This window comes from Legionella quinlivanii (genome assembly GCF_003265995.1).
GTDB classification, from domain to species: domain Bacteria; phylum Pseudomonadota; class Gammaproteobacteria; order Legionellales; family Legionellaceae; genus Legionella_C; species Legionella_C quinlivanii_A.
The window spans coordinates 132,271-157,693 of record NZ_MVJN01000007.1; the positions used below are offsets into that span (position 1 = coordinate 132,271).

Sequence of the window (25,423 nt, forward strand, 5' to 3'; positions counted from 1 at the left end):
CTCCATCAAGATTACGCTATATAAAATCTGGCCATTTCATTGAGCAATGTAATACTCTTAGTATTTCAATTTGCTCGGAGTTAATTCTATAAGGAATAATAAATGGAGTTCCATTAATTATTAATTCGCGTGTACCGAAAATCCGACCTGTTCTACCCATAGTGGGGTTCTCGGAAAGCATTCCAACCGTTTTAATGATTTTTATTACGATATCAACTGCTGCTTTGGGGTTATTCTGTGCGATATAGTCTTCGATTTGGTTTAAATTGCTTTGTGCACCTTTAGTCCATTTGATTCTCACTTCTTCTTGTTCTCCCAGAAATCAAGGATGCTTTCATGATCTATAAGTTGGCCTTCATCTGCCTCTGCAATACCTTTTTTAATTTCAACAAGCTGCCATTCCTGAACCTTAAGATATTCATTTATTGCTTCGGAAGCTAAGAAAGATTTGCTGCGATGAGTAACTTCAGCCAACTTATCTAAACGATCCTTCATTTCGGGTTCTAATCGAATAGTCATTGTCGTTGAGGCCATTAGATTCTCTAATTTGTGTTTACATGTACACATTATAGCACAACTATATTTGTTTCCCGCAACCTCTCTCTATACCGTTGACGTAGTAGAAAAGCTATTGCGAAGTCCCTTATCCTATAAGCCAAACAAAGGCAGTTGGACGTTTCCCTCGAGTTTTTCCTGCTTGAGTTTAACGCCTATTCCTAATAGGCGCACAGGCTTATATTTTCTGGCAAATCCTTCCTGCATCAATTGATGCAATATGTCAGCATCAACTCTGTGACCAAGACGTTCAACGGTAGTTTGCTGAAAATCACTGAATTTTAATTTTACGAATAGCCCGTGAATATTGGATTGTTCTCCACTGCGTTTTATTCTGGCTTCAAGGCGCACAATGAGTGCAGGTAACTCATTAAGACAGGCGCTGATATCCGCTAAATCCCTGGAATAGGTTTCCTCGACACTGATGGATTTTCTAATGCGCTCGGGATTGACCGGGCGATTATCAATGCCTCTGGACAAGTCATAAAGCCTTTGGCCCATTACGCCAAATTTCATTGCCAGATATTCTGAAGAATATTGCTGTAAATCAGCACAGGTATTAATGTTGAGGGCTTTTAGCCGTTCCTCCATTTTAGGACCTACTCCAAAGAGCCTGCGCACCGGCAGGCTAAGTACAAAAGAGGAAACATCCTCTGGCCGGATCACCATTTGGCCATCCGGTTTATTCCAGTCACTGGCTATTTTTGCCAGACTTTTGTTTGGGGCAATGCCGGCACTGGCGGTCAGTTGTCTTGTCTCATAAATTCGTGCCCGGATTTCACGAGCGATCCAGGTAGCACTTCCCTGGCATTGAGTGGATTCAGTGACATCCAGATAGGCTTCGTCCAGCGATAAAGGTTCAATAAGTTTGGTGTAGTCCGCAAATATGGCGCGAATATACTGGCTTTCCTGGTGATAAATTTCCATACGCACCGGTTGAAGAACCAATTGAGGGCATAGCTTAAGCGCCTGGGCTGTTGGCATCGCCGAACGAACGCCAAACTTGCGGGCAATGTAATTACAAGTTGATATTACTCCCCGATGTCTGGCGTCTCCTCCGACTGCAAGCGGTTTATTGGCCAGTTCCGGGAAGTCACGCATTTCAATGGCCGCATAAAAACAGTCCATATCAATATGAATAATCTTTCTTGTCATTTAATTCTTTAACAGGAATATTGATTCGATAAAATGTCAGCTGGAAAGGTATATGAGTAGCAGATAACTGGCAATACCTAAAGTGCAATATATGAGCTAATTGGGTTGTAAAATGCAGGGAGGTAAATATCAAACCCCTGCAGCCTGGCGTATTAATCAGCAGAAATAGTAATTTCTCCGGGAGCATCTACATCTATTGTAAAACCATTGCCTTCCAAATGTACGGGTGTAATCACTCCAGTGATAATATCAATATAGAGTGTACCCACTACGATGGGTTTAGCTTTATCAATAGCCATTTTAAACACTGCAGGACAAGCTTCTGTTTTATGCTTCCGACAACCTCCCTGCACGATGAACCATGAGACCTTGCTTGTAGAATGAGGTAAAGTGGGTCTTGGACCAGGCATTTCATCCACAAATGCATTGGATATCAGATTGGTTGTGTTATGGATGATCATAGATTCGGGGGAAGCCAAAGCTACAGGGCTTGATAATCCAAGCACCAATAGAGCAGGCATAAACGAACGAGGCATAAAACAAACTCCTTTTTATTATAAATATATTTAACAACCGAAACATATTAACCTGAAATAAGTTCTCTTTAGAAGCTGATTATCATAACTCACAGACACGCCGTCATCTCGAACGCAGTGAGAGATCTCCAAAATCCTGGTTTGTGCCACCATTCGGGGATCTCCCACTGCGTTCGAGATAACAATGGCATGACACAGTTTGATGAAGACCCTCAGATTATCTTAAAGGTCACCCGAAGACTATAATTAAAACATATTGTATTTGGGGGTAATCAATGGAAACAATAGAAAAAATTCAACAAAGAATTGCAACTCAAATGGTTCAGGCTCAGTTAGTGGAGCGTAGCGGGGCAACACTTATTTCCCAATTTAAGAATCTTCCGCAAGTGAATAGTGAAAATGTGCAGGAAGTTTTGCGTGAAGCGATTGAAGGACGAAGTTATTATAACTGGCATGGTAATGAGATGCCTAGCCGTGTAAATATTGAAGAAAAAATAGGAATAGTGATTATAGAATTCCTGCAAACTATAAACTACTCCAGGATTAGTGAAGAGGAAAAGATTAAAATCGTTTCTGAAATATTAAAGGAAGCACAAAGTCACTTAAATATAGCCTCAAAATTAAATCCTGCGAGTTTAAGCTCTTGCTTAAGTGATTGCGAAAAACTGGTTAAAAGTAATGCCCCATTTACAGAGATCACTCAAGAAGCTAAAGACGATTTTAAAGATCGGTTAAAGCAAAGAATCGATGCGCTTCATCAGAATCAGAGGAACGAAGAGTCTAATCTCAGAGACCAAAAGAAATTTCCAAATAAAAAAGCAGATACCTCAGCACAAATTTCCCCTGTTGAGTTGAAAATAGATAGAGAAAATAGACTCCTTCATAAAGAGCTTTTATTAAAAGTTTTAAATAGTGAATTAACTAAAAATCCGGCAGGGAAAAAATCGGATTTAATTAAAGATATTATTGAAATAGTCAAAGAAATTGATCCTGAAGGAGATCCTGTACAAGTATCAAGAACGTTTGTAGGCATTAAACATCTCATCGAGCATTGGGATATCCTGGAAGGGGTTAAGACACCCAAGCAATTGGTTCTCCAGCAATTGGCATGGTTTCTCAGTGATCTTGCTGTGGCTGATTGGCAGAGAGAGCTAGCAGGAACCAGTTCTTTCATCATGGAGGATAGATTCACCAGGGATACTATTCGAGATGCACTGGCGGGAAGGCCCTTACGTGATTTTACTGCTTATTTTAATAGCCTTACCGAGGAGCAAAAAGCGGAGGGAGAAGAAGCTATTAATCTCATCCAAACAATAAACAGAGCATCGCCGGAGTCTATCGAATCCATTTTAAAGGACGCTTTGAAAAGCAAGGGTATATTCTCTGCTTATTCCTCTACGCCCAGATTAGCCCGGTATTTAAAGAAAGCTCTGGACCTTAACAAACTGGAAAAGCCAGAAAACAGGAATAATCCGGATACATTGAAAATTATAGGAATATTCCGTAATCCACCTTATAATCTGGCTACATCCTTCATTTTCCTCAATTATCTTGATGCACTTTCCAAGGTGCCGGAAGTGAATCAATTTCTTGCTCCTATAACAAATAATGTGCCTAAAAAGCCATCCATGTTAAAGGTTCCAGAAACCCACTCGGCAGCATCAATGAAGGATGAGCTGAAAGTTATTAGAATCGATCCGGAAAAGCGTAAAGAAAACAGAGATATCATTTTGAAGGTTATTGAGGAACTCAGAAAATATCCCAAGGAGGCAGGCGGCAATGAGTGGATGCTTGAAAATATTGAAACAATTATTAAGGCAATAGACCTTGAAAATCCCACCGATGTTAACCAATCGTTTGCTAAAATTAAACTCCTCGTCCTAAACTGGGAAATGCAAAGTGGCAGCAAGAACCCTCTCTATTTGGCGGAACAACCCCTTTCCTGGTTTTTGAGTTGTATTGGCAGTAAGGGCGAAAATCTTTTAGAGCGAATAATGAAATACTCAAAAATTGATGATGAAAAAAACCATATGACCGCATTACTTCATCAGTATGAAGTATTACATGATTTTGAAGGAGAAAAAGATGAGCAGGCAGATAATGCCGATATCATTAAAGCCAGACAATTGATCCGGGCTATAGATGGTATTGCAAAAGATACAGCATTATCTTTCCATGATAGGCAACAGAAAATTATTAGTCTGCTCAAGGAAAATTTAGATACAAGCCTTTGGGATAAGTTAAATCCAGATCCTGTCAGTCTTAATAAATATATAGAGAAATCAATCGAAATTGCCAGCTTGCCTGAGGATACCGAGTTGTTCTCAAAAAGGCTTCTGAATTTTGTTTTCGCATTTAATCGCGCGACTAATTTTAAGGATTTACTCGAAGCGGTATCGGATGATTTCCATGACATTATTGTGGCTGAGATGAATCAGAAAGATGGATACCAAATGTAGAAGAACTCAAGTTCAGACGCTCATTATCTGAATGAAACTGGATGATGAAATTTGACTTTAATTTCAGAATCTTTAATAGCATCCAAGTGTTTCATTCGATCGATGATATCAGTCACCAATGCTTTTTTAACTTTGACCAGATTTATATGTATTTCATCATAGCCCGGGATTTGACTGGGCTGAACAATAAACTGGCTAATATGGGTATCGATTCCTTCGTCGAGCGTGTTTAGCAGTGTCTGGAAATTGATCGAAGACTGTGTGGCATAGAAAGTTAAACTGCAGCTTGTTTTCTTGCTTTTAAATTTCTCTTCCAGGGGCTTAATGACCAATAGAATAACAAGGATAATGAAGGTGGCAACAAGTGCAGCATGGTAAAGCCCGCCTCCTACCGCAAGACCAATTCCCGCAACCGTCCAAATACTGGCGGCGGTAGTCAGTCCGCGAACCACATTGCCTTGCAATAAAATTGCGCCAGCACCCAGAAATCCAATACCGGAAACCACCTGCGCTGCAATACGAGAGGGATCAAGAATCACATTAGGGGTGCCCAGGATATCATAAAAGCTGAAAGCGGAAACAATCATAATCAGGCAGGAACTCACACACACCAGCATATGAGTACGCAAACCAGCAGCCCAAAGAACGCGTTCGCGTTCCATACCAATAACGCTACCCAAGACCCCTGCCAAACAAAGACGCAGGGCAATTTCTAAATGAGATAACATCATAGGGTTAGCGTTCTGATTAATAAGAGAAATAGTATACCATCATCAAAATTCAACAAGCCAATAAAATCAGTGTTGAACAGCCTTCCTGGAAACTCGTATTGATGCCAGCTCATTCTGCTGCAATAATCTTATTGGATCTTATCGGGTTTAATTTAATGATTTCAGTATTGGCAATTAACAATTATCGTTCAATTTTAGATTTGAAAGTACCCTTGAGCCAACTCAATGTGATTACTGGTGCCAATGGAAGTGGTAAATCGAATATCTATCGAGCGCTTCGCCTTCTTTCACAAACAGTAACTGGCGGGGTCGTTAAAGCCCTGGCTCAGGAAGGGGGCTTAAATTCCACTTTTTGGGCGGGCCCTGAAACATTGTCTAAAGCAATGCAAAAAGCTGAGGCAGCGATTGAAGGCAGTGTACGTAAAAAAGCGGTGCGCATGCGGCTTGGTTTTTCAACACCGGAATTAGGCTATGCTATTTCAATGGGCTTACCTGCACCATCAAGCTCTGTATTTTCATTAGATCCAGAAATCAAGCGGGAGTGTATCTGGGCAGGCCCTTGCCTAAGACCCGCAAGTCTGCTTGTGGACAGAGTGGGACCAATCGTAAAAGTTCGCTCATCACGAACCTGGGAAGTCGTTGATCAACATCTCAATGTGTTTGAAAGTCTGTTTTCTCAGATTGGTAATATAAAAGATACACCAGAAATTATCTATGTGCGTGAGTTTATACGCAACTGGCGATTTTATGATCATTTTCGTAGTGACAGAGAATCACCCGCTCGAAAAACGCAAATTGCGACCCGTACCCCCGTTTTGAGTAATGAGGGGGATGATTTGGCTGCTGCACTACAGACAATTAAAGAAATTGGTGATAGTGAGGCGCTGGATAAAGCGATTAGTAATGCCTTTCCAGGAACAAAACTGGTTATAACCAGACACGAAGGCGGCTATCTTTCTGTAGGGCTTTCTCAACAAGGTTTATTGCGACCACTGACCTGCGCAGAATTATCCGATGGAACATTACGCTATTTATTATTGGTTGCGGCATTACTAACCCCCAGGCCCCCAAAGTTACTGATTCTAAATGAACCTGAAACCAGTTTGCATCCTGACCTGCTGCCAGCTTTAGCGAATCTGATATTGCATGTATCCGGGAAAACACAGGTTTGGGTTGTTTCTCACGCCGATTTACTGATTAATAGTTTAAAACAATATCCGGAATGTCATCTTATAGCGCTTGAAAAACAAACCGGACAAACCACCATTCCTGGGCAATCACTCCTGGATATTCCTCCCTGGTATTGGCCTGATTAGCTGTCAGCACAGACCAATTGCACTTTAACTGGCACGCGGGATAAAACTGGTCACGCTTTAAAGAGAGTAACATGAACCCGGTTGTCGCAATGCGCCAACCAGGCTACATGGAATCAAAAATAAACCCGTAGCCTGGTTGGCGCCTTGGGCGACAACCGGGTTTTCTTATTGTTGGATCAGATTAAAAAAGAAAGTTAAGGTTTAAAAGCGTCTTCATTGATGTCATTTGACTCTTGCTGCTCATCCCCTGAATCTTTCAGTTCGCGTAGGCTATCTTTCAGTACCCTCATCTGGGTTGCGGTATATTCTTCAACTATCTTGCCTGGCGATTCCTCTCTCAATGTAAGGGTATACTCAGCGTCCTGTCCTGCTATAAGAATTTCCCCCTCACCCTGGTAATATGAAATACCACTAATATCTTTACCCATGGCATTGGGATAGGTAATAATTATTTCCCTGTCTTCATTTAAATAATGACAACCAACCTCTGTTCCTTTTGTCGTGCTAAGGATTCGTTGTTGCGTTAACAAAAATGGATCGTCTGGAGATTTCTCTCTATTAGCATCTGCCTGTTTTGCAAATTTTGCACTTTTTTCACCTCGTATGGTCCTGTATGTTTTTGCCTCCTCTCCAGGTTCTAATGGTTCTAATGGCTTATTAAGAGCTGACAGCGAAATCATACTGGTAAGAAAAATTTCTTTTAAAAAATTATCCGAACATTTGTCTAATCGTTCAATTGATCCAGATAAAAGATTATTAATATCGCGGTACATTGCGTCTTGAGTATATTGGTTTAGCGCTTTAAGCTCACCATTCTGCAGATTTAACAAATCTTTCCCGATGTGATTATTTTTTTTCATTTCATCGAGTTTGTCATCAGTCAATGCTTCGACATTACCATATTCTAAAATTGATGGAGGGCAAGAGGGAGTATTTTCATTTAAAAAATCATTAAATTTTTGTACGGTATCATCATCAATTGTAATATGTTCCAAATTTGCCAATGACAATAATTTTTTTAAAGGATAAGTCTTGGAATTGTTGGCGGCTATAGTCACTTCTAATAAGTGATTATTGTTATCAAATTCTCTTCTGATTTGATAACTCTGTGCACCTGATAATAATAAGGCGGTTGCCTCTTCAAGAAGCCTTGTTGCGTTATTTTTATTGAGAGGACCGTAATAATATGCATTATCCCCCATAACACCAACCAAGAATCACAGAATATATATATGATTATAGACATGTTCTAAAAAAATTCATATTTGCTTGGTTGCGTAGCCTGGTTGGCGCGTGGCGACAACCGGGTTCTCATGCTGTGCCTTGTCCAGCATTCATCAATACATCAGGAAGAGAGCCTTCCTTGAAAATGGGGATTTGGCAGCCAAAGTTGAAAAACCTGGTTGTCGCAATGCGCCAACCAGGCTACGAGGATTTAATTATAGGCAGCCCTGGGGTTTTTCTTGAAGGTTATATTTTTCTAAATTATATTACGAACCACCAACCCGCTAATAAAGGAATGCAAGTGGTACAATATCGGCGTGATTTTTCTCCCGGAGCAATCTACTTTTTTACTCTTACTTTAAAAAATCGAAATTCCTGTGCCCTGACTCTGCATAGTAATCTACTAACACAGTCTTTCCGATGGGTACGGCATCAATACCCGTTCAAAACGCATGCTATGGTAGTATTACCCGATCATCTTCATGTAGTTTGGGAATTACCTGCCACTGACTTTAATTATTCCTTACGATGGCGGTTGATAAAAACCTATTTTTCCAAGGCAATTATTAAATCAGGCGTGATTCTCTCAAAAAATCATCGGAATGAATATTCTTTATGGCAAAGACGTTTTTGGGAGCATCGAATCCGAAATGAAAACGATTTAAAAACCCATATTGATTATATTCACTATAATCCGGTAAAACATCAGCTAGTCAAAAGACCTGGTGATTGGCTATATTCCAGCATTCATCAATACATCCAGAAGGGAAATCTTCCTGGAAATTGGGGGGCAGGTTGAAACCCGGTTGCTGCAATAAACCACGTAGCCCGGTTGGCGCCTTGGCGACAACCGGGTTTTCATCCTCATTTTAAAAATTAAACTCCTGCGTCTTGTCCAGTATTCATAAAGACATCAGGAGGGGGAGTTTTCGTCGAAATTGGTGCTGTCAAAGTTCAAGGCAATGATTAAATCAAGCGTGACTCTCTCAAAAAATGATCGGAATGAATATTCTTTATGGCAAGGACGGTTTTAATATTAAAAATATTGGTCCGAATAATGAACACACATTGAAAGATCTGTTTAAAAGACCGATTTTTTACGCAGCAGATGCTCGCGAAGCAGGGATTCAGAGTTTCTGGTATACCGGATTGCTTGTGGTATTCGGTACGTTCTTGGGTATGTTTTTTACAGACTGATTATAAAAGCTGGAACGCAGTGCGTGCCCTTGCAAGAAGTTTATTTTTCCAGGATTTTGGTTACTCTGTTCGATACGCTTATCCAGTTCGCTTATTTTTTCTTTCATCAAAAGTAGATAGGCCAAAGCATCATGGGTTTGGACAAAGTTATTATGTAAAGCAGCTAATTCTGGGCTTAAGATGCTGGCTAGAAGACTTTTTAGAGAAAAGGCAGGGCAACTCCCTTCTCGTTGTGCGTAGCCACGTAAATTTTTAAGCTCCTTGAGAGTTGTTTGCGTGGGAATATGATCACCACGGGCAAAGTAATAGATAGGAGAATGATAAGGTTGGCCACTCAATTGTTTTCGAAGCTTACTCAAGCGCGAATGTTCTTCTTTCTCTCTTAAATCCATTTTTTTCATAGAATTACCGTATAAAATAGCCATACGCTCTACTCTAATTAAATGAGTCAATGTTTTTTCCATTGCCTGTTGGTAAGCATCAGGATCTTTAAATGGATTGATGTAAGTGGGGGAAATGTTATCATTATAAAATTCAAAAGGTACTAATTGAGTAACATAAGTACCAAATAGAGTCCCATTTTGAGAGTTAAAACCAACCATTGATGCCAAATCATTTTCAATTTTGAAGTAATTATAATGATGGACTTGGTCTTCAGAAAAAGCCAGACTGCCATCTAATAAAATACCTACTTTCACAATTCTAGTCACCGCAATATGACCGCTTTGTCCACCTGTTGAAAGAAGAATTTCATTGGTCTCCGATTGCTTATTTTCATCAGGTAGAAAGCGGGGAAAACTAAACCTTTCTTTATCAGGTAGGCTAGATTTTAACCCATGTAATAGGCTACGGGTATTCTGTTCAACGGTATGCAAAAGGACAAATTGAGAAGTTATCGGTAGATCGGAAAGGAGACATGCATTTTTATAGTGCTCATCACCATTCTGTTGACATTCGGAAAGAAGTCGATAGAAATTGGTCTCCAAATTGCACCTAAATTTGACTTCCGTTTTTAAACTTTGTCCCAATTTTCCTTGAGTATCATAAGCTGCTAATTGATGGGCTGCTGAGTGGAGCTGCTGGTATTGTTCAGTGGTTATGCTCTCATAAAACAGTTCTGCGAATACTTTTAAGCTGAGAGAATAAGCACTCACAACGTCCGGACTTAAAATATATTCATTGTTATCATAATCAAGCGCTAATCTTTGCATCAAATTAAGACGTATTTCAAGCTGATTATTAGTAATAATATTCATTAAATTTAAAACTCTCAGTCGATAGCTTGATAAATTTTGCGCTGAGAGAGTAAAGGAAGAGCTCATTTCCTGAAAATATAACTTTAATAATTCCTGAATAAAATGAGCGGGCAATTCAATAACGTTTTTTTGCGTCAAACAACAAATACTTTTGCGAGGAAAAAAATTCCTGAAGTGAAATATAAACTGATCTTGCTGCGTTTCATCCATGTGAAGGTTGATGGAGCCTTGCTTCGGCATTTCGGTGATTCCATAATAATTAATCCCTAACGCTTCAAAATAGGTAATTTTAAAACTCTCATAGTTTTCCTTATTAGGTTTACTATTGGTACTCAGAAAATAAAACCATAAATCATCTAATAGGTCTAGATAAGTACTTTCATCCAAGCAGGGATCTTCTCGATAGGATTCGTGTGTTCCCGGCATACCTGCATCTATTAAAGGTAACTGGACTTTTTTAAAGATTCTTCCTTCAGAGAATCCGAAAATACCATATTTTCGATAACACCACTCAGTGAACTTCATTGCTCAAAAATTTTCGTAAAAAGCCATATTATACATGGAATGTATAATATTTAAACTCAAGGATTCATTATTGCCTCATAAAAGCTGAGTTCGACAAGCGAGCCATTCTTATCGAATTTTAATTTGCTACAACTCCCTAATCGCTTGGTGTTAACAGCATAAGATGAATTAGTTTTCACTTAATCTGACAGGAATAGGGTCCCCATATTCGAAATTGGCCTGCGGAACAGTCATCCTCTTTTTCTTTACCGGAGCGAAAAATCCCTGGCTCTCCAGTTGCTGGGGTGTCCATTGGTCCGTAAAAGTTTTAATATGAGGTTGAATTAAATCATCACAAATGGCGTATTGTCCGTTATTAACGACAAGCGACAGCTCTTCTTCTCCACTGAAATATTTGGCAAATTCCTCTGCAAATTTCTGGTTGACGGCGGGTTCGATCTCTTTCCAGAGTGCACGACAGCCTTTTTTCTCAAGATGCTTCAGCTTAGAATAAAATAATTTCTTTTCTTCCAGGGTTTCCTGAGGATAATTCATAAGGAGCGAGCTTAGCTCTTGTCTTACTAAGGCGCGTAGTTTTAAGGAACAAGTTTTTTTGTTAACAAAAAGAAGCTCCACCAGGGGATGAATACTTTGCAGTTTCTCAAGCACTTTATTGAAGGCGCCTGGCGGACAACAGGAGTCGTCCTCAGTCAGGACATTATCAATACCCTCATCATTGATGTTATTTTGCCGCTGAATTTCATAAAGAGCCTCCAGCAGATTTCTCTTTGCATCTTCAAGACTGCCCTGGCGATTATTTTCATCATGAATGGCTAGCCAGGCTAGACACAATAATTCGCGATTGCTAATTTGCGAGGTTTTATCAGTATATTTATAAAGCGGGTGATTATTCAGAACATCACGTACTGCCCGCTGCGCTGCTGCAGTTTTAAAATCCGGATTGGGAATAGAAAGAACCCAGTCGCATAATTCATTCAGAATGATAGTGGTTGTTGCAGGAGTTAATTGCGTCTGATACGCGTTGTATAAACGCAAGGCGGACTGGGAGGCGCTGATGTGAACGCTGGCAGTATGGGTACTTTGTCGATCATTAATTAACGAAGCAGGCAAGCGTCCCCGTTGGCGAAGAAACTGAGTAAAAAAGTCGGATTCTACCTGTGTACTCAAGTAGTTAATGATCGCATCTACCCCTGCCAGATAATTGTCTTTGAACTGGAAGCAGATTTCGAGTAGATGCTCTAAATGTTCCTTTTTAATAGAAAAATGCTCTGGTAGATGCTCAATGAACATTGAGATACGTGGATTTGCCAATAATCTGGAATGAGGTAATGCCGCTTCGAAAAGGTTCTGATCAAGAAGATCACTGCGCATTGAATAGAGTACAGTCACAAATTGCGGTGCCAGGCACTTCATTAAAGCATCAATGTTCTGGACGGTTGATAAATTGCGAATATTTAAAACACACAGACTGCTATTTAGTTTTTTTAAATCGGGATATGAGGAGAGCTCCGCAATTATTTTCTTATCAAGGACCGAGCGCAAGAAAAAAAGAATATTGGAGAAATTATTATCTGTAAGTAACCGAGAAGCAAGGTGCTCAGTAAGACTCTCATGTGCTGCAAGAGTTTCCATATTCCACAACAGAGCCCCATTAAATTTTTTTCTCAGCTCTGCAAAAAGAGTGATGGCTTTGATGTCATAAAGCAGTGAACCGAGCACTAAATAAAAATAATTACCAGTTCGTAGTGCAAGCGAGATGAAGGGATATAATTTTTCATAAGTCTTATTAAATTCTATAAGCACTTTGCCTAGTGCAATGGTTTCTTGATTGCTCAGTTCCCGATTAGTTTGCAGCGGACCATCAGCGTCAGGAAAAGCTAGACGTAACTGAGCCATTAATGGGTCATCCTTGGCTATCCAATACCATGGTTTAAATCGTTTATATTCGTCAAATGGATGAAGCGTGGCTTGTATATCCTGGTAGTTGGGCATAGAGAAGCTCAGATTAAAACTGAGTGGGTATAATAACAATATCGATTTCTAATTGCATTTTTTCCCATAGTGAGTCGGGGCTTCACTTCGTTTAAGCCAACCTATACCGGTTTCCAATCTTTAATATAAAAACCTCTTCGGAACCAGTTGTTTTATTTTAAAAATAAACCTAAAGGCATAGCATAGAGTTGCACATTATTTTGTGAGAATGGTAATACCTCTTTACCTGAATAAAAGACAATACCATATTGAAATTTTTCCGGATTGAATTCTGCCAGCTTGATTAGTCCTTTAAAATCTTGTTGCTTTATGGTCGCAGAGGCTTTAACTTCTATTCCAATGATCTGACTATTGGCTCGCTCTAGCACGATATCCACTTCATTTTTATACTTATCTCGAAAATGAAAAAGTTCTACCTGTTCATTTGACCAACCATTTTGTTTTAACAATTCCATGAAAATTAAATTTTCTAAGAGTCCTCCAAAGTAAGAACTATTTATTAATTGATCTTCATTCTTTATACCAAGAAGACTGCAGCCTAAACCAGTATCAATCATTTGAAGTTTAGGCATGGTAATCGCTTGCCGTTTAGCCTTGTTTTTTAAGTAAGCGGGAACGATTTTAATAATAAACATTAATTCAAGAATCTCTATGTAAGCCTTTATAAGCTTGTCTTCTTGACCAAGATCATTAGAGATATTCGAGTATTTAATAAGATTTCCAGCAAGTCCTGCCAGATAGGGAACTAATGATTTTAATTTGGCGCGATAATCGCCTCGCGCAGCATATAGTGTTTCAAAATCTTTAAATAAGCGACCTTCGAGATAAGAATTATACCAAATCTGTTTACCTCTCGGACTTTTATCCTGAACCTCAGGATAGCCGCCTTGAAGGATAAAATCTGCCAATTGTTGATGACCAATGCTGTCTATCAAATTGATATTAAAATTTTGGTTACATAATAAATCGATAATGTTGTTTTGGGTATTAAACTTTTCCGATAAGGATAAAGGGTAAAGTTCAAGCCTGGCCATGTGTCCTGGTAAAGCTTCCTGTGTTTTTCCAGATCTGAAAATATCAGCAGAGCCAGTTAAAAGAAATTTACCTTTTTCAGTGGCAGAAAGATTATCGGATGTTTGTTTTATTGCTGGGATTAATTCCGGGATATATTGAAACTCATCTAATATCAGTTTTTTATTTTTAAAAGAGTCTATAAACCCAATTGGATCGTTTTGAGCCGATTGAAGTATGGTTTGATTATCAAATGAAATGTATTCAAGTCCATAATCAGGTGAAATCGATTTAGTCAATGTGGTTTTTCCTGCCTGACGTGGTCCGGTAAGATAAACAATGCGGAATTCTTTTAACAATTCGATAACAATAGAGGTTAATTTTCTTTCAAACATTAATTGCCTGATAGTTGGTTCTAATCCTATATTGTTAAGTATACCGTTGTTTATCCCGAAAAATCCAGGATGTTATCCCGAATTATCCATTATCTTATCCCGAGAAATCCAGCATCTTATCCCTAAATTCCATAACAGTATAAAATACTAATTCTCTATCAATTAATAAATCCCTGGGACACTTGGGATAAGTGGGATAACCATATAAATACAGAGTTTAAATGTCCCAAATTATTAACTTAAAAAGTAAAAGCGAACAATATCCTGTTCTTTGTGAATACGCTGGGGGTTGTTTTAGATTAAATGAACAGGGATTGTCTTTTCTCGGGAAAGACAAAGATGGTAACACAATGCCCCCTCGCTGGATTTGCTCTCCTTTACTCAATCACACAAAACTTACGCAAGGATATTATCCTTATGTTTTATCATTAGCATTAAATATGTATCAATGTTTAACGCATCTTTTGTTTCAATTATCTTGTGTTGTTTAAATCCAAGTTTTTCATAGCAACGGATTGCAGGTTTATTATTTATCTGTGGATCAACAATACAATAGTTAAACTCAGGCCAAATACTTTCGGCGAGAAATTGATCAATTATCTTATATCCAAATCCTTTACCCAATAAAGCTGCATCGCCAATGAATAAATCTATTCCCGCTGAGTTGTTAATGATTTCATTTGGCAAATCTTGATTGTCCCAAGGGAAGTCAATTACTTTGTAGGTTTGAATGTAGCCGACAGCTTTATCGTCTATTTTTATCAAGAAACCTGAGACAGGTTTTTCGCCAGTTATATATGGTTCAAGTTTATGCAACACCTCATCTTTAGACCAGTAACGCAGAGAATAGTATTCTTGGACATGTGATAAATTAAACCATTTGAAGAGCATAGGAACGTCTTCATAGCTTAATTTTTGAAATTTAATTATGCTCATGTTAAAAAATTCAAGTTCCATATATTATTGGATTATCATACCAAGGCTTTTCCTGGCCCACATTTGATATAAGTATTCTTCACAAGAGGCTTACACGTTTTCAAATCAGGATCTTTCTCATGTTTCAAGAACGTATTTAAAAATTGTAGTAAGTTTTTATTTATTGCGCGGGTTATTTCCCTACCATCGCCTTCACCCAATAACTGGTTCAGCATTCGATGAAATGAAACCATGATTTCTTGAATGGGCTTTTTGTCTTCATCCGATAAGTCTTCTGGCAGTTTTGGGGGTAAATTTTTGAGGGCCTCATCGAGTGCAGCTATCCAGAGGATGGAAAAGTTTTTGATGAGCTGTTTACTTTCATATAAGCCTAATTGCCAACTGTCATTCTCAATATACAGCACATAAGTGATGTTCTGATAATGTTCATATTCAGATGGCGATGGTCTATGCGAAAGAAAAGCTAAATCAAAGCCATCATCTATTCGTTTTTTTAAATATTCCTTTATAGTTATAAATACTGGCGTTTCCTGTATGGTGGATAGGTCTGTAAAACTAGCATGGGTGCTGTAATGTTTGTCAATTCCATTGGGTGCTATGCCTACCAAGTCTCCATTTTCACCTAGTTCAAATATAGGCACTGGGTGTTCGACATCTTTTCTCGTTGCGGCTATTTGATGCATAAAAGGTATTATGAATGATTTTCTGGAAACGCCTGAGTAGTCCATCCCTATATCAAAAGTTAATCCTGCTTGTAACAAGCTTGGATCGTCATGGATGGCCTTTGATATAGTTAATCCACCAACTGAGTGCCCAAAACCACCAATATGAGATAAATCCATTTTTGCAAAGATAGTATCATTGGCTTGATTGATAAATAGTTGCTGATAAACAAAGATTAAATCAGAATGCTGGAGTTGAACATATTTATCTATGGTATCGATATCAACATGTGCTGGTTCAACGACATGTTTATTGGGTAACTCAACTAAATTAATAAATGGTGTGTTGATGCCAACAACAAGGACCAGTTGGTTTCATTAGATATGAATCTTCGGGTAATCGCTTAAAGGAACTAGCTGCATAATTGATATTGAAAAGAAAGCAGCATAAGAATATTGCATACATGATTTTTTTCACGACAATTCCCAAGTACGCTAAAATATTAAGCGGATTTTACTTACAATCAGTCAAAATTCCAAATCAATAAGTAGTTATAGTCAATTGATTGGTTACATCAAAACTAATTCAGTTATTTTAATATTAAATCTGCCTTATCAGTCTTTTTCTGACCAAGGTATCCCCGAAATTTCAGATTTAATCACCTAAATTCAGCAGCGTAGCCTGGTTGGCGCCTTGCGACAACCGGGTTTCCTCTTAGGCGGCCATAGTATATTTAGCAATCAATGCAGTATCTTCTTTACCGCAATCTAGCAAGGCCTGGTAATAGGAAAAAATTATTTGCGCAGACGTCGCCGCAGGAAGAGATTTGGGCAAGGTAAAAGTCATAAATACATTTTGCTCGCCAAATTGTTTCTCAAGATTAGAATAAATGATGGCTAATTTTTTCTTGGCGAGTGTGTCATCAATAGGAGTCTTTACTGTATTTTCTGAGAGAATCACTTCTTCTTCTATTTTCTGTATTTTCTCCGTTAAATGGGGGTATAACTCTTCTAAATGGACTACCGAGTCATCTATTTGATTCAGTTCTATTTTTACAATGTCTTCGGGATGTTCTTTAAGTAAAATTTGATAAATATCGCGCTGGGCAGTTATTAATCTGAAAATTGCTTCATCGGAAGCTGTATTAAGATGTTTGCTAAATACACGCCTGATTAAAGAGATGGTGTAACCATCTATGGTTGCTGTCGGTTCATGATTGTATACAGCTTTTTTCGAGATAGTGATGAACTCTTTAAATTCCTCTGGATGTTTTTTCGAAATTGTATTTAAAAGCGGATTTTCTTTATACTTTTCCTCAAGCTTGGATGCTTTGACTGTATTCGAAATATATGGGCTAAACAAGTAGAGTGTGACTGGCAGGGCGATTAAAGCAAGTACTGAAATGGTTGTTGATTTTTGTTTGGAAATAAAATATCTAACAGCTGAACATGCGGCACCAATAGTTGCGCAAATTAGTACACTGGTCCAATTCATTGGTATTCCTTTATTAATTATCCATTGCTGAGGTTTTGCGTGAGTGCCCTATAAACTTTTCCATTTTCGTTTATAAGGCATTTAATAATGGTGGCCAGAGGCAGAATCGAACTGCCGACACGAGGATTTTCAGTCCTCTGCTCTACCGACTGAGCTATCTGGCCATCAAGAGGTTGCTATTAAACTCTGAGTTGGGTTTGAAGTCAATAGAATAATTGAGAAATTTATAAAATTAATTAAGCTGTTGAAAAAACACCCATTAAATTGATTTAAATTGAGTCTACTTGGATTGATATTGGTTTGCTAGATGTTTAAATGTTTTAACTGTTGATAATAGCAAATGGCTATTTGTGCTCCCAGGGAGGCATTATTTTTGATGAGTTCAATATTTGCACGCAAACTTTCGCCAGCAGTCAATTCATTAATGCGTTTTAAAAGAAAGGGGGTGATTGATTTTCCCTGCAGGCCTTTTGCCTCGGCTCTTGCCTGTTGGATAACCGGATTAATTTGAGCTTCTGGAATTTCATCGCCTCTTGGAATGGGATTGGCAACTACAATTCCATTTCTCATTCCCAGCTGATGTTGGTAATACAGTAACTCCGCGATTTCCTGTGGCTTGTCCAGGCGATGAACCAGGGGTAAGCCGCTGGAATGACTATAAAAAGCGGGGAATTCGTTGGTGCGATAACCGACAATAGGTACCCCATAGCTCTCAAGTTTTTCGAGTGTTTTGGGTAAATCAAGTATCGATTTCGCCCCTGAGCACACGACAGTTACCGGTGTCGTAGACAATTCAATAAGATCCGCAGAAATATCAAAATTTTCGATGACCTGCTGATGGACGCCTCCAATACCCCCAGTAACAAATATCGGCAAGCCTGCCAGATGAGCGCAAAACATGGTTGCCGCCACTGTAGTACTGGCAGTGAGCTTTCTACTGAGCACAAAGGCAATATCACTGCGGGATGCTTTTATTGTGTGAGGAGATTGGGCAAGCTCTTCCATGAGCGTATCACTGGTTCCAATATGGATTCGTCCACGGTGTAATGCAATGGTTGCGGGGATTGCTCCAAGCGTTCGGATGGTATCCTCAATGATACGAGCTGTTTCCAGATTTTCGGGATAAGGCATCCCATGAGAGATTAATGTTGATTCCAGCACCACGACTGGCTCGTTATTAATAATGGCATCTGCCACTTCCGGATCGATCTGTAACAGCTTGTGAAACATATTATTTATTCTCTTGGAGTATAGCCGGCAGGCCGTTCTGATCCTTCGCCGAATAAAAACTTTTCCATTTCCTGGGTTAAGAACTCCCGGGCTTTGGGATCAATAAGGCTTAAACGGTATTCATTAATTAACATCGTTTGATGGGAGAGCCACATGTTCCAGGCCTGTTTGGAAATATTATTCCGTATTTTTTCTCCTAAGGCGCCGGGAAATGGTTGTTTCTCAAGGCCTTCGGCCTCGTTTTTTAGTTTTAAACAAAATACCTGATAAGTCATAAGCAAATTCCAAATTCTAATTATTGACAGCTATGATTGCTGGCAAGCAGTTTTTGAAAAAAACAAAAGAACTACACGTCCTTTTGCATTATTTTTCTTGCCAACAAACCCTGTCAGTGTATCAAATATCAACCTCAATCAGCACGGCATTTTACTTGCGCCAGCATAATATGCTGTGAGAGAAGTTGTTCCTGCTCCGGTAAAAGCGCATCAAACTGCACTGCAGTGCGATACAAATCCTCACTTAAATACTGGCTGTAAACGCAGATGGCATCCACTACAATAGGAACCATTTTGGGTTTAGTATAGATCACCAGTTTGAGAAGTGTTTTTTCTTTAATACGTTCCTTAGTCTTAAAAGCCATACCGCCAAGACTGATATTCACTTTACGCAAGTGAATTTTATCGCCCATGAGTAAATGGCGGGCGAGATAGTCAATTTTAGCGTTTATGAGATTAAGATAATGGGTTAGCGCAGGCTCTTTTAAGGCCAATGCCTGAGTCAGTTCAGCTAATTCATAATCAATTGTCTGAAAATATTGAGTTGTCTCCAGAAAACGTTGGCCGCTTTGACCCAGTAACTCCTCGGTAAGAGACTTGTCAGAGCAAAGGCTTCCCGGTTGAAGGATTTTATAATCAAAATAGACTTGATCATCAATTCTAAAATGTTGTCTTCGTTCATGTACAGGCATAATCACTCCAAATCCATTTAGGTTAAGCACAGACATAATTAAACAGAAACATCAACTCTGGGATCTTCAGGTTTCTCATTTACTGTACCATCGGTTGGTGTTACGATCGTAGTTGGTGCTCTTGCATCACTCAAAAGCTCTCTTTGTACTTGTTGTTCGCCACTCCTTATTTCCACCAGACTAACCGGCATTACTTGTATTTCTTCCTCGTCGTCACTCACATCATCAATTACTAATGAAGGGGCTGGCTGATTTAGCTGTATCAAAACAGCAGCCGACTGATCACTTAATTCCTGGCTTCTTGCAACGGCTTCAAAGTGATTGGTAGCCGCAGCAGCGCGTTGAACGCAGTCAGTCAGGAAACTGGTAAACGCAGGTGAGGTTACTCGATTCTTGCTAATCGCCTCTTGCACCACTTTGTTAAACTCAGCGACTCTATCCAGTTTAACCGCGGCGTTGAAAGCAGCAGTCAGGTTGGCCGGCATTTCGAGTGGAGAAATCATTGCCTGCAATTTTTGCTGCATATCAAACTGCAGTTTTTTCATTACATGTGAGCCCAACCCTTTGTTTTCTGTGCCGTTGATAGCGTCCTGAATCTCCTTTTGGGTGGTTTGCATGGCCTTGATTTTTTGAGACGCCGGAATATGGCTGGCCATAATCCGATGATAACTCTCAACACTGGCCAATATCGTTTCTTTATTACCCGCTTCGTAGGCAGTGCTCATGGTTCGCAAGTCGCGAAGATCAAGGTAGTGCTTATCATGGGCATAGGCTGCTTGCGCCTCAGGATGAAGCATTTTTTCATTCAGGTTGGCCAGATCAGCTCGACTGATAATGAGTTGACGATTCCCTCGTAAATTCAAAGAGGCGCCTGCGCCCTGACGTTTTAGATAATCGATCATCTCTGGTGACACGTCTTTACCAAAAGTCAGCATAACTCGACCGCCGTCAATAGCATCAACCGATTTAACCGGATTGGCTTGTCGGTTGGTCCACGGATGTTTATAGGGTCTTCCCTGAGAGGTAAACAACACCGGGTTATGAAGCAGTTTTTCAAGAACAAGACTTTGTCTGAGTTCCACACGGCTGATTTCTGCCGCCTTGTGTTTGGGGAATACACTGTCAATTTTTTTAATACGCTCAATGATTACAGCTCGTAAATCAGTGGCGTCCTTCTTTAGCGTTTTTACTTCTTTTAGTTCTTTCTCTGCAGCATTTCGCTGAGTAGTTGTTAAATCCCTGCGCTGTAATAGCCGATTCAACTGCTGTTCCCGCTGGCCGTGCTGATAGGATACACGATCCGCATACTGAGCAAGTAAAGTTCCCCGTCTGCGTAATTGCTCAAGGCTGTCAAATTTGGCATTAAAGGATGAATCTTCAATCAGCGTGCGATTTCTTCCCTGTCCATGACGAGTATGCTTGACGATGGTTTCAATTGGCTGCATGCTCAACCTGGAGTCCAGACCCAGCTTGTCTTTTCCCATAATCACCTGATCGAACACAAAGAGACTGCGGGCATCGCGCAATGCCTTATTCTGGTTATATCCACCCATCGCATCCGTATCGCTGCACAGATAAAACAGGCCGAGTGAAGGCCCAAAATCGTCAATATATTCATTCGAGTGAAGGCCCGCCCCCACTGGGTTCAATGTAGAGTAATGCTCGTAGGTTTTGCTGGAGGTAAGCGGTGTGAATGTTTTTCCGCGCGCAAAGTCTTTCATTAGCCTTATATTATCGAAGGGAACAAACAGTGCAGGTTGGCCATTATGAGTCATTGTTGTTGCCCGGGTAGTATCCAGTCCCAGCATTCTGGATACGTTCAAAGCCATCGCTTCGCGCTGTACTTCGACGATTTCACCATGCTTGGGAAGCTTGATAATCGCCTCGGTGCCCAGTTTGAAGTTTCCTCTGGCGGCGGTATAGGTGGCGCGATTGGTTGGATTTCCATCTCGCAGATTCCCTAACTGTTGCCTGACTGTAGCAAGACTGACTAAAGACGCCTTTTCGGTTACTCCTCCGGCGCTTTCAGCGAGTTCGCAATAAGGAGTTGAACCTCCCATCTCGTCAGGAACGGAAATCAGTTTCAAATTATTGATCTTATCCAGATCCTTCACCATATCCAGACGCTGTTTGTCCTTATTATATTCCTCAGTGCCTTCGGTCAGTGTTTTCAAACGCTTTTCCAGTTGAGCAATAACCGATTTGACATGACCGTCATTCGCTGCATTAAAGGCGTGATCTCTGTGAAGGAATTGTTTAATAATGGGTTCCATTTTGGCGCGGGCAACAGCTTTTAACTGGGTTAGTTCTACGCTGTCTGGGCTTGTGACCGTTCTGCGATTATAGTAATCATTTTGCGGCAGGGCGCTTAATTGATCGTCTCTTCGCCAGAACGCGATTCGGCTAAGAAGACCCGGGGCATCGTAGCCTGTGGGTCTTGGAGGGCTTCCCTCAGCAAATTTGACGTTTCTCATCAGGATATCTTTCAGTCGATTCCATTCTCCGGGGTTGTTTTCAACCGTATGATAATCAATGACCCCAACTCCATTGGCTTCAATTGATTCAAGCGCGGCATCCAGATCTCCGTATTGGGCCAACTGCTCAGGCAGAATAACAACTCCTTTGTTGACACTAATCTCTTTCAAGAAGCGGGTCATTATGCGATTTTTTTGTGTAGCGTCCATATAACACGTATTCCCATAAGATTCTTTCTATAACTATAGTCGGTGAAATAAAATACGTGTGCTATAAAGATAAAAAAGTTCTACACTGTATACAAATAGTTACAAATGCGAGCAGTCATGCCAATCGACAAAAAAAGGATTTTAAAGCAGTTAAATTTACCGGAAGTTCCTGTCAAAGAGATTATTTCTGAGTTATCTAATTGTACGTTTTATGAGCTTTCCCTTTTCTATGTGAATGACAGAACTCCCAGAGCAGCGCTTGATGGACGGGCATTTGAAAGCCTTTGGCAGCTGCATCGCGAGAAATTGAGTTTGTGGGATATTCCTGAATTCAAGCTGCAAAAGCAGACTGATTTTTCTGATCGCGAGCTGGTTCTCGGGCTAGGGCTTTACTATTCGGCAGTAAGTTTGAAGGCACAAAATCAGGAAAAAGCCTTTCTTAAATATTTAAATCTGGCAATGAGCTACGGGTCCTGCCAGGCATTTCAAACAGCGGTTAATGGTTTAGAGATTGAAGCACATCAGGTGAGCCGCTCTGAGGTGCAAAACACCACGGTGAAATTAAGCGAAATATTAAAGACCTGGAGTTCGATGCTGATGAAACATCGAACCCCCGGTCTTTTGTTGCTGGCGAACACTAATCTATTTTTAGCAAGGGAGCTGAAGGGGGCATGCAATAGCGACATGATCATAGCGGCTTATCAACTCACCTGGCAGTATTTACGAATGGCCGAATTATGCGAGGATGATTCTCAGGCGGCGATTAACAATGTGTATTTCGGGAAGGGCCTGGCTTTATCCAATCCCTTTAATCTTGCTGATATCAGTACTATGAAGAATGAACTTGGAGTCGAGGTGAAAGCGCTTCTTACTCCAAGCCAGGTGACCTATGCCGAAAATGAGGCTTTAAATCTTTACAATAAGCAACTTAAAATTGTGCGATTAAAAGCGCCTCCATTCAGTTTGGGCGGCTCCAGTGACCATGCGAAAGCACTCAAGGAATCACTCCAGAACCAGATTTCCAGTCCAAGAAGAGGCTGAGTCTATCTTAGCAGGCAAATTTTCACTACAATGTTCTTTTAATAAAGAAAAAATGCCTATGTTCAAACCGCTCCCGCTTTATATTGGTTTACGCTATACACGTGCCAGGAAAAAAAATCATTTCGTCTCATTTATATCCCTGAGCTCCATGTTGGGGATTGGCTTGGGCGTTATGGTTTTAATTACGGTACTTTCGGTGATGAATGGCTTTGATGTCGAAATCCACCGGCGTTTTTTTGGTATGGCCCCTGAAATTACTGTGACTGGCCGCGATGGAAAGATTAGTGACTGGCCTGCTCTTGAAAAAAAATTAAGCAATGTTCCTGGTATTAAAGCCATTGTGCCTTTTGTGGGCGGTCAGGGATTGTTGACTAATGAGGGGCAGGTATTACCTATTATATTAACCGGAGTTGATCCTGAGCTTGAAGAAAAAGTGAGCCACATCAAGGAAAAGATGTTAATTGGCGATCTCCGTAATCTGAAAAATTTCGGTATTATTCTTGGACGAGGTCTGGCGGACAATCTGGGAGTGATGATTGGTGACAAAGTCACTATCATGATACCCCAGGCTACGGTTACTCCAGCAGGGATGATCCCGCGTTTTAAGCGATTTACAGTCGAGGGGGTATTTTCAGCTGGAAATGGCTTTAATTTTGATACGAAACTGGCCTTTATCAACCTGAATGATGCGCAAAAACTGATGCAGCTTGGCAATGATGTAACCGGGCTTAAGCTGAAGATCAATAATATTTATAATGCGCCCAAACTATCCGAGACTATTGCGGCTAAACTGGGGGATGAATATCAGGTAGGTAATTGGACGGATCAGTTTGGAGCTTTTTTTGACGCTGTCAAAATGGAAAAAACGATGATGTTCCTCATTCTTTTGCTAATCATTGGTGTGGCTGCATTCAATCTGGTCTCTTCGCTGGTAATGGTCGTCAATGACAAGCAATCAGAAATTGCCATTTTGAGAACTATTGGTGCGACTCCAAGTGTTATCTTATGGACATTTATTGTTCAGGGAATGCTGGTGGGGGTCATTGGAACCTTGATAGGCCTTGTGGGCGGTATTATTTTAGCTAGTAACGCCACAGCGATAGTCAATTGGCTGCAAGCTTTTTTTGATACAAGGATTCTATCTTCAAGCATTTACTTCGTAGATTATCTGCCTTCAAAAATTATGATCAGCGATTTAGTTAAAATTTGTGCCGCAGCGTTGACTATGAGTTTTCTGGCTACGATCTATCCAGCCTGGCGGGCATCAAAAACCGTGATTGCGGAGGCGCTTCATTATGAGTAAGATTAATTTATCCTGTAGTAATCTAAGCAAATCCTATCATGATGGAACGGCCACAGTTGACGTATTGAAAGGGGTTAATCTGTCAGTAAATCAGGGTGAAAGTCTGGCCATTATTGGCCCCTCCGGCTCGGGAAAAAGCACCTTGCTGCATTTGCTGGGGGGATTGGACAAGCCCAGTGGAGGCGAGGTGTCAATTGACAACAAAAACTGGCAAAGCCTTTCGGAAAAGCAGCGTTGTCATTTGCGTAACCAGCATCTGGGCTTTGTTTATCAATTCCATCATCTTCTACCCGAATTCACGGCGCTTGAAAATGTCGCAATGACCTTGTTGCTCGGCGATAAATCCGTGCAAGAGGCGGAATCTGAAGCCTATTCAATGCTTGAAAAAGTAGGGTTGAAGAATAGAGTCACTCATAAGCCCTCTCAACTTTCGGGCGGAGAGCGGCAGCGTGTTGCGATAGCCAGGGCATTAGTGCACAAACCTCATTTTGTATTAGCGGATGAGCCTACAGGGAATCTGGATCAGGGAACCGCTCAGCGCGTGTTTGAACTTATGCTGGAACTGAATCAGTCACTGAATACGGCGCTGGTTATTGTCACCCATGATCAGCAGCTAGCTTCCAGAATGAGTAAGGTAAACACAATTCAGGATGGGGTTTTAGCTTAGGATTATCAATCGTGCTTAAGTGATTTCCCAACCATTAAGTTAAGTAATTTTTGCAGGTTGGGCCCTTGGCCCAACATTGAGTTCAG

22 protein-coding genes and 1 tRNA gene are annotated in these 25,423 nt (G+C 40.3%); 6 read left to right on the plus strand and 17 right to left on the minus strand.

The features are described from left to right. Positions 1 to 16 precede the first annotated feature (16 nt). The 4 genes from B1207_RS10365 to B1207_RS10380 form a co-directional block, all read right to left on the minus strand. Complete coding sequence (locus tag B1207_RS10365; protein ID WP_112219903.1) at positions 17 to 301, minus strand: type II toxin-antitoxin system RelE/ParE family toxin; 285 nt, start codon at positions 299 to 301, stop codon at positions 17 to 19. After that, entirely contained in the window at positions 298 to 534 is a 237-nt protein-coding gene (locus B1207_RS10370; protein WP_112219904.1) for a CopG family ribbon-helix-helix protein, read from the minus strand. Before B1207_RS10370 ends, B1207_RS10365 begins: the two co-directional genes overlap by 4 nt. Positions 535 to 648: 114 nt before the next feature. Next, complete coding sequence (gene dinB, locus B1207_RS10375) at positions 649 to 1,710, minus strand: DNA polymerase IV (protein WP_112219905.1); 1,062 nt, start codon at positions 1,708 to 1,710, stop codon at positions 649 to 651. Positions 1,711 to 1,862: 152 nt separating this feature from the next. Continuing rightward, positions 1,863 to 2,246, minus strand: a complete 384-nt coding sequence (locus tag B1207_RS10380) for a hypothetical protein (protein ID WP_112219906.1) — start codon at positions 2,244 to 2,246, stop codon at positions 1,863 to 1,865. Between the two features lie 275 nt (positions 2,247 to 2,521). Between B1207_RS10380 and B1207_RS10385 the strand changes: the two genes are divergently transcribed. Next, the gene (locus B1207_RS10385) at positions 2,522 to 4,705 is read left to right on the plus strand and encodes a hypothetical protein (RefSeq protein WP_112219907.1); all 2,184 of its coding nucleotides are present in this window, start codon (positions 2,522 to 2,524) and stop codon (positions 4,703 to 4,705) included. A gap of 23 nt (positions 4,706 to 4,728) precedes the next feature. Here the strand turns inward: B1207_RS10385 and B1207_RS10390 are convergent, their stop codons facing one another. Then, on the minus strand, positions 4,729 to 5,436 hold the full coding sequence (locus B1207_RS10390) for an MgtC/SapB family protein (protein WP_216362464.1): 708 nt from the start codon (positions 5,434 to 5,436) through the stop codon (positions 4,729 to 4,731). Between the two features lie 155 nt (positions 5,437 to 5,591). On the opposite strand from B1207_RS10390, the gene B1207_RS10395 reads away from it, so the two are divergent. Continuing rightward, positions 5,592 to 6,752, plus strand: coding sequence for an AAA family ATPase (locus tag B1207_RS10395; RefSeq protein WP_112220008.1), 1,161 nt, complete (start codon positions 5,592 to 5,594; stop codon positions 6,750 to 6,752). A gap of 194 nt (positions 6,753 to 6,946) precedes the next feature. On the opposite strand, the gene B1207_RS10400 is transcribed toward B1207_RS10395, so the two are convergent. Next, the gene (locus B1207_RS10400) at positions 6,947 to 7,966 is read right to left on the minus strand and encodes a hypothetical protein (protein WP_172458278.1); all 1,020 of its coding nucleotides are present in this window, start codon (positions 7,964 to 7,966) and stop codon (positions 6,947 to 6,949) included. 155 nt (positions 7,967 to 8,121) lie between these two features. Between B1207_RS10400 and B1207_RS10405 the strand changes: the two genes are divergently transcribed. Continuing rightward, positions 8,122 to 8,775: an REP-associated tyrosine transposase gene (locus tag B1207_RS10405; protein WP_253255837.1), complete on the plus strand. Its 654-nt coding sequence runs from the start codon at positions 8,122 to 8,124 to the stop codon at positions 8,773 to 8,775. A gap of 328 nt (positions 8,776 to 9,103) precedes the next feature. Here B1207_RS10405 and B1207_RS10415 read toward each other — a convergent pair whose 3' ends face one another. The 11 genes from B1207_RS10415 to B1207_RS10470 form a co-directional block, all read right to left on the minus strand. Further along, entirely contained in the window at positions 9,104 to 10,954 is a 1,851-nt protein-coding gene (locus B1207_RS10415; RefSeq protein ID WP_112219910.1) for a hypothetical protein, read from the minus strand. 168 nt (positions 10,955 to 11,122) lie between these two features. Continuing rightward, positions 11,123 to 12,946 (minus strand): hypothetical protein, encoded by a 1,824-nt coding sequence (locus tag B1207_RS10420; protein WP_146740062.1) that lies wholly within the window; start codon positions 12,944 to 12,946, stop codon positions 11,123 to 11,125. A gap of 152 nt (positions 12,947 to 13,098) precedes the next feature. Next, a complete protein-coding gene (locus B1207_RS10425; protein ID WP_112219912.1) occupies positions 13,099 to 14,352 on the minus strand; it encodes an ATP-binding protein in 1,254 nt (417 codons plus the stop codon). Positions 14,353 to 14,748: 396 nt separating this feature from the next. Then, entirely contained in the window at positions 14,749 to 15,288 is a 540-nt protein-coding gene (locus B1207_RS10435) for a GNAT family N-acetyltransferase (RefSeq protein WP_172458279.1), read from the minus strand. A 35-nt stretch (positions 15,289 to 15,323) separates the two neighbouring features. Next, positions 15,324 to 16,130 carry a hypothetical protein gene (locus B1207_RS10440; RefSeq protein ID WP_112219915.1) on the minus strand — a complete coding sequence of 269 codons (807 nt, stop codon included), beginning with the start codon at positions 16,128 to 16,130 and terminating at the stop codon, positions 15,324 to 15,326. 535 nt (positions 16,131 to 16,665) lie between these two features. Further along, positions 16,666 to 17,445 (minus strand): hypothetical protein, encoded by a 780-nt coding sequence (locus tag B1207_RS10445; RefSeq protein ID WP_112219916.1) that lies wholly within the window; start codon positions 17,443 to 17,445, stop codon positions 16,666 to 16,668. Between the two features lie 88 nt (positions 17,446 to 17,533). After that, positions 17,534 to 17,609 (minus strand) — tRNA-Phe (locus tag B1207_RS10450). A gap of 139 nt (positions 17,610 to 17,748) precedes the next feature. Next, positions 17,749 to 18,675 (minus strand): pseudouridine-5'-phosphate glycosidase, encoded by a 927-nt coding sequence (locus B1207_RS10455; protein ID WP_112219917.1) that lies wholly within the window; start codon positions 18,673 to 18,675, stop codon positions 17,749 to 17,751. Between the two features lie 5 nt (positions 18,676 to 18,680). Continuing rightward, a complete protein-coding gene (locus B1207_RS10460) occupies positions 18,681 to 18,950 on the minus strand; it encodes an oxidative damage protection protein (protein WP_112219918.1) in 270 nt (89 codons plus the stop codon). Between the two features lie 134 nt (positions 18,951 to 19,084). After that, positions 19,085 to 19,642, minus strand: a complete 558-nt coding sequence (locus tag B1207_RS10465; RefSeq protein WP_112219919.1) for a PilZ domain-containing protein — start codon at positions 19,640 to 19,642, stop codon at positions 19,085 to 19,087. A 38-nt stretch (positions 19,643 to 19,680) separates the two neighbouring features. Beyond that, positions 19,681 to 22,326, minus strand: a complete 2,646-nt coding sequence (locus tag B1207_RS10470; RefSeq protein ID WP_112219920.1) for a hypothetical protein — start codon at positions 22,324 to 22,326, stop codon at positions 19,681 to 19,683. 117 nt (positions 22,327 to 22,443) lie between these two features. Between B1207_RS10470 and B1207_RS10475 the strand changes: the two genes are divergently transcribed. The 3 genes from B1207_RS10475 to lolD are packed head-to-tail and all read left to right on the plus strand — an operon-like array spanning position 22,444 to position 25,337. After that, positions 22,444 to 23,367, plus strand: coding sequence for a DUF5630 domain-containing protein (locus B1207_RS10475; RefSeq protein ID WP_112219921.1), 924 nt, complete (start codon positions 22,444 to 22,446; stop codon positions 23,365 to 23,367). A 58-nt stretch (positions 23,368 to 23,425) separates the two neighbouring features. Then, entirely contained in the window at positions 23,426 to 24,670 is a 1,245-nt protein-coding gene (locus tag B1207_RS10480; protein WP_112219922.1) for a lipoprotein-releasing ABC transporter permease subunit, read from the plus strand. Then, positions 24,663 to 25,337 carry a lipoprotein-releasing ABC transporter ATP-binding protein LolD gene (lolD, locus tag B1207_RS10485; protein WP_112219923.1) on the plus strand — a complete coding sequence of 225 codons (675 nt, stop codon included), beginning with the start codon at positions 24,663 to 24,665 and terminating at the stop codon, positions 25,335 to 25,337. Before B1207_RS10480 ends, lolD begins: the two co-directional genes overlap by 8 nt. The last annotated feature ends 86 nt before the right edge of the window (positions 25,338 to 25,423 follow it).

Bases quoted from the DNA above. Each gene is read 5' to 3' on its own strand.
- B1207_RS10435 (WP_172458279.1), bottom strand. From the start codon at position 15,288: ATGAGCATAATTAAATTTCAAAAATTAAGCTATGAAGACGTTCCTATG.
- B1207_RS10465 (WP_112219919.1), bottom strand. From the start codon at position 19,642: ATGCCTGTACATGAACGAAGACAACATTTTAGAATTGATGATCAAGTC.
- lolD (WP_112219923.1), top strand. From the start codon at position 24,663: ATGAGTAAGATTAATTTATCCTGTAGTAATCTAAGCAAATCCTATCAT.
- B1207_RS10370 (WP_112219904.1), bottom strand. From the start codon at position 534: ATGGCCTCAACGACAATGACTATTCGATTAGAACCCGAAATGAAGGAT.
- B1207_RS10445 (WP_112219916.1), bottom strand. From the start codon at position 17,445: ATGAATTGGACCAGTGTACTAATTTGCGCAACTATTGGTGCCGCATGT.
- B1207_RS10420 (WP_146740062.1), bottom strand. From the start codon at position 12,946: ATGCCCAACTACCAGGATATACAAGCCACGCTTCATCCATTTGACGAA.
- B1207_RS10405 (WP_253255837.1), top strand. From the start codon at position 8,122: ATGGGGATTTGGCAGCCAAAGTTGAAAAACCTGGTTGTCGCAATGCGC.
- B1207_RS10390 (WP_216362464.1), bottom strand. From the start codon at position 5,436: ATGATGTTATCTCATTTAGAAATTGCCCTGCGTCTTTGTTTGGCAGGG.
- B1207_RS10380 (WP_112219906.1), bottom strand. From the start codon at position 2,246: ATGCCTCGTTCGTTTATGCCTGCTCTATTGGTGCTTGGATTATCAAGC.
- B1207_RS10440 (WP_112219915.1), bottom strand. From the start codon at position 16,130: ATGGATTTATCTCATATTGGTGGTTTTGGGCACTCAGTTGGTGGATTA.
- B1207_RS10425 (WP_112219912.1), bottom strand. From the start codon at position 14,352: ATGTTTGAAAGAAAATTAACCTCTATTGTTATCGAATTGTTAAAAGAA.
- dinB (WP_112219905.1), bottom strand. From the start codon at position 1,710: ATGACAAGAAAGATTATTCATATTGATATGGACTGTTTTTATGCGGCC.
- B1207_RS10385 (WP_112219907.1), top strand. From the start codon at position 2,522: ATGGAAACAATAGAAAAAATTCAACAAAGAATTGCAACTCAAATGGTT.
- B1207_RS10415 (WP_112219910.1), bottom strand. From the start codon at position 10,954: ATGAAGTTCACTGAGTGGTGTTATCGAAAATATGGTATTTTCGGATTC.
- B1207_RS10480 (WP_112219922.1), top strand. From the start codon at position 23,426: ATGTTCAAACCGCTCCCGCTTTATATTGGTTTACGCTATACACGTGCC.
- B1207_RS10395 (WP_112220008.1), top strand. From the start codon at position 5,592: ATGATTTCAGTATTGGCAATTAACAATTATCGTTCAATTTTAGATTTG.
- B1207_RS10470 (WP_112219920.1), bottom strand. From the start codon at position 22,326: ATGGACGCTACACAAAAAAATCGCATAATGACCCGCTTCTTGAAAGAG.
- B1207_RS10455 (WP_112219917.1), bottom strand. From the start codon at position 18,675: ATGTTTCACAAGCTGTTACAGATCGATCCGGAAGTGGCAGATGCCATT.
- B1207_RS10475 (WP_112219921.1), top strand. From the start codon at position 22,444: ATGCCAATCGACAAAAAAAGGATTTTAAAGCAGTTAAATTTACCGGAA.
- B1207_RS10460 (WP_112219918.1), bottom strand. From the start codon at position 18,950: ATGACTTATCAGGTATTTTGTTTAAAACTAAAAAACGAGGCCGAAGGC.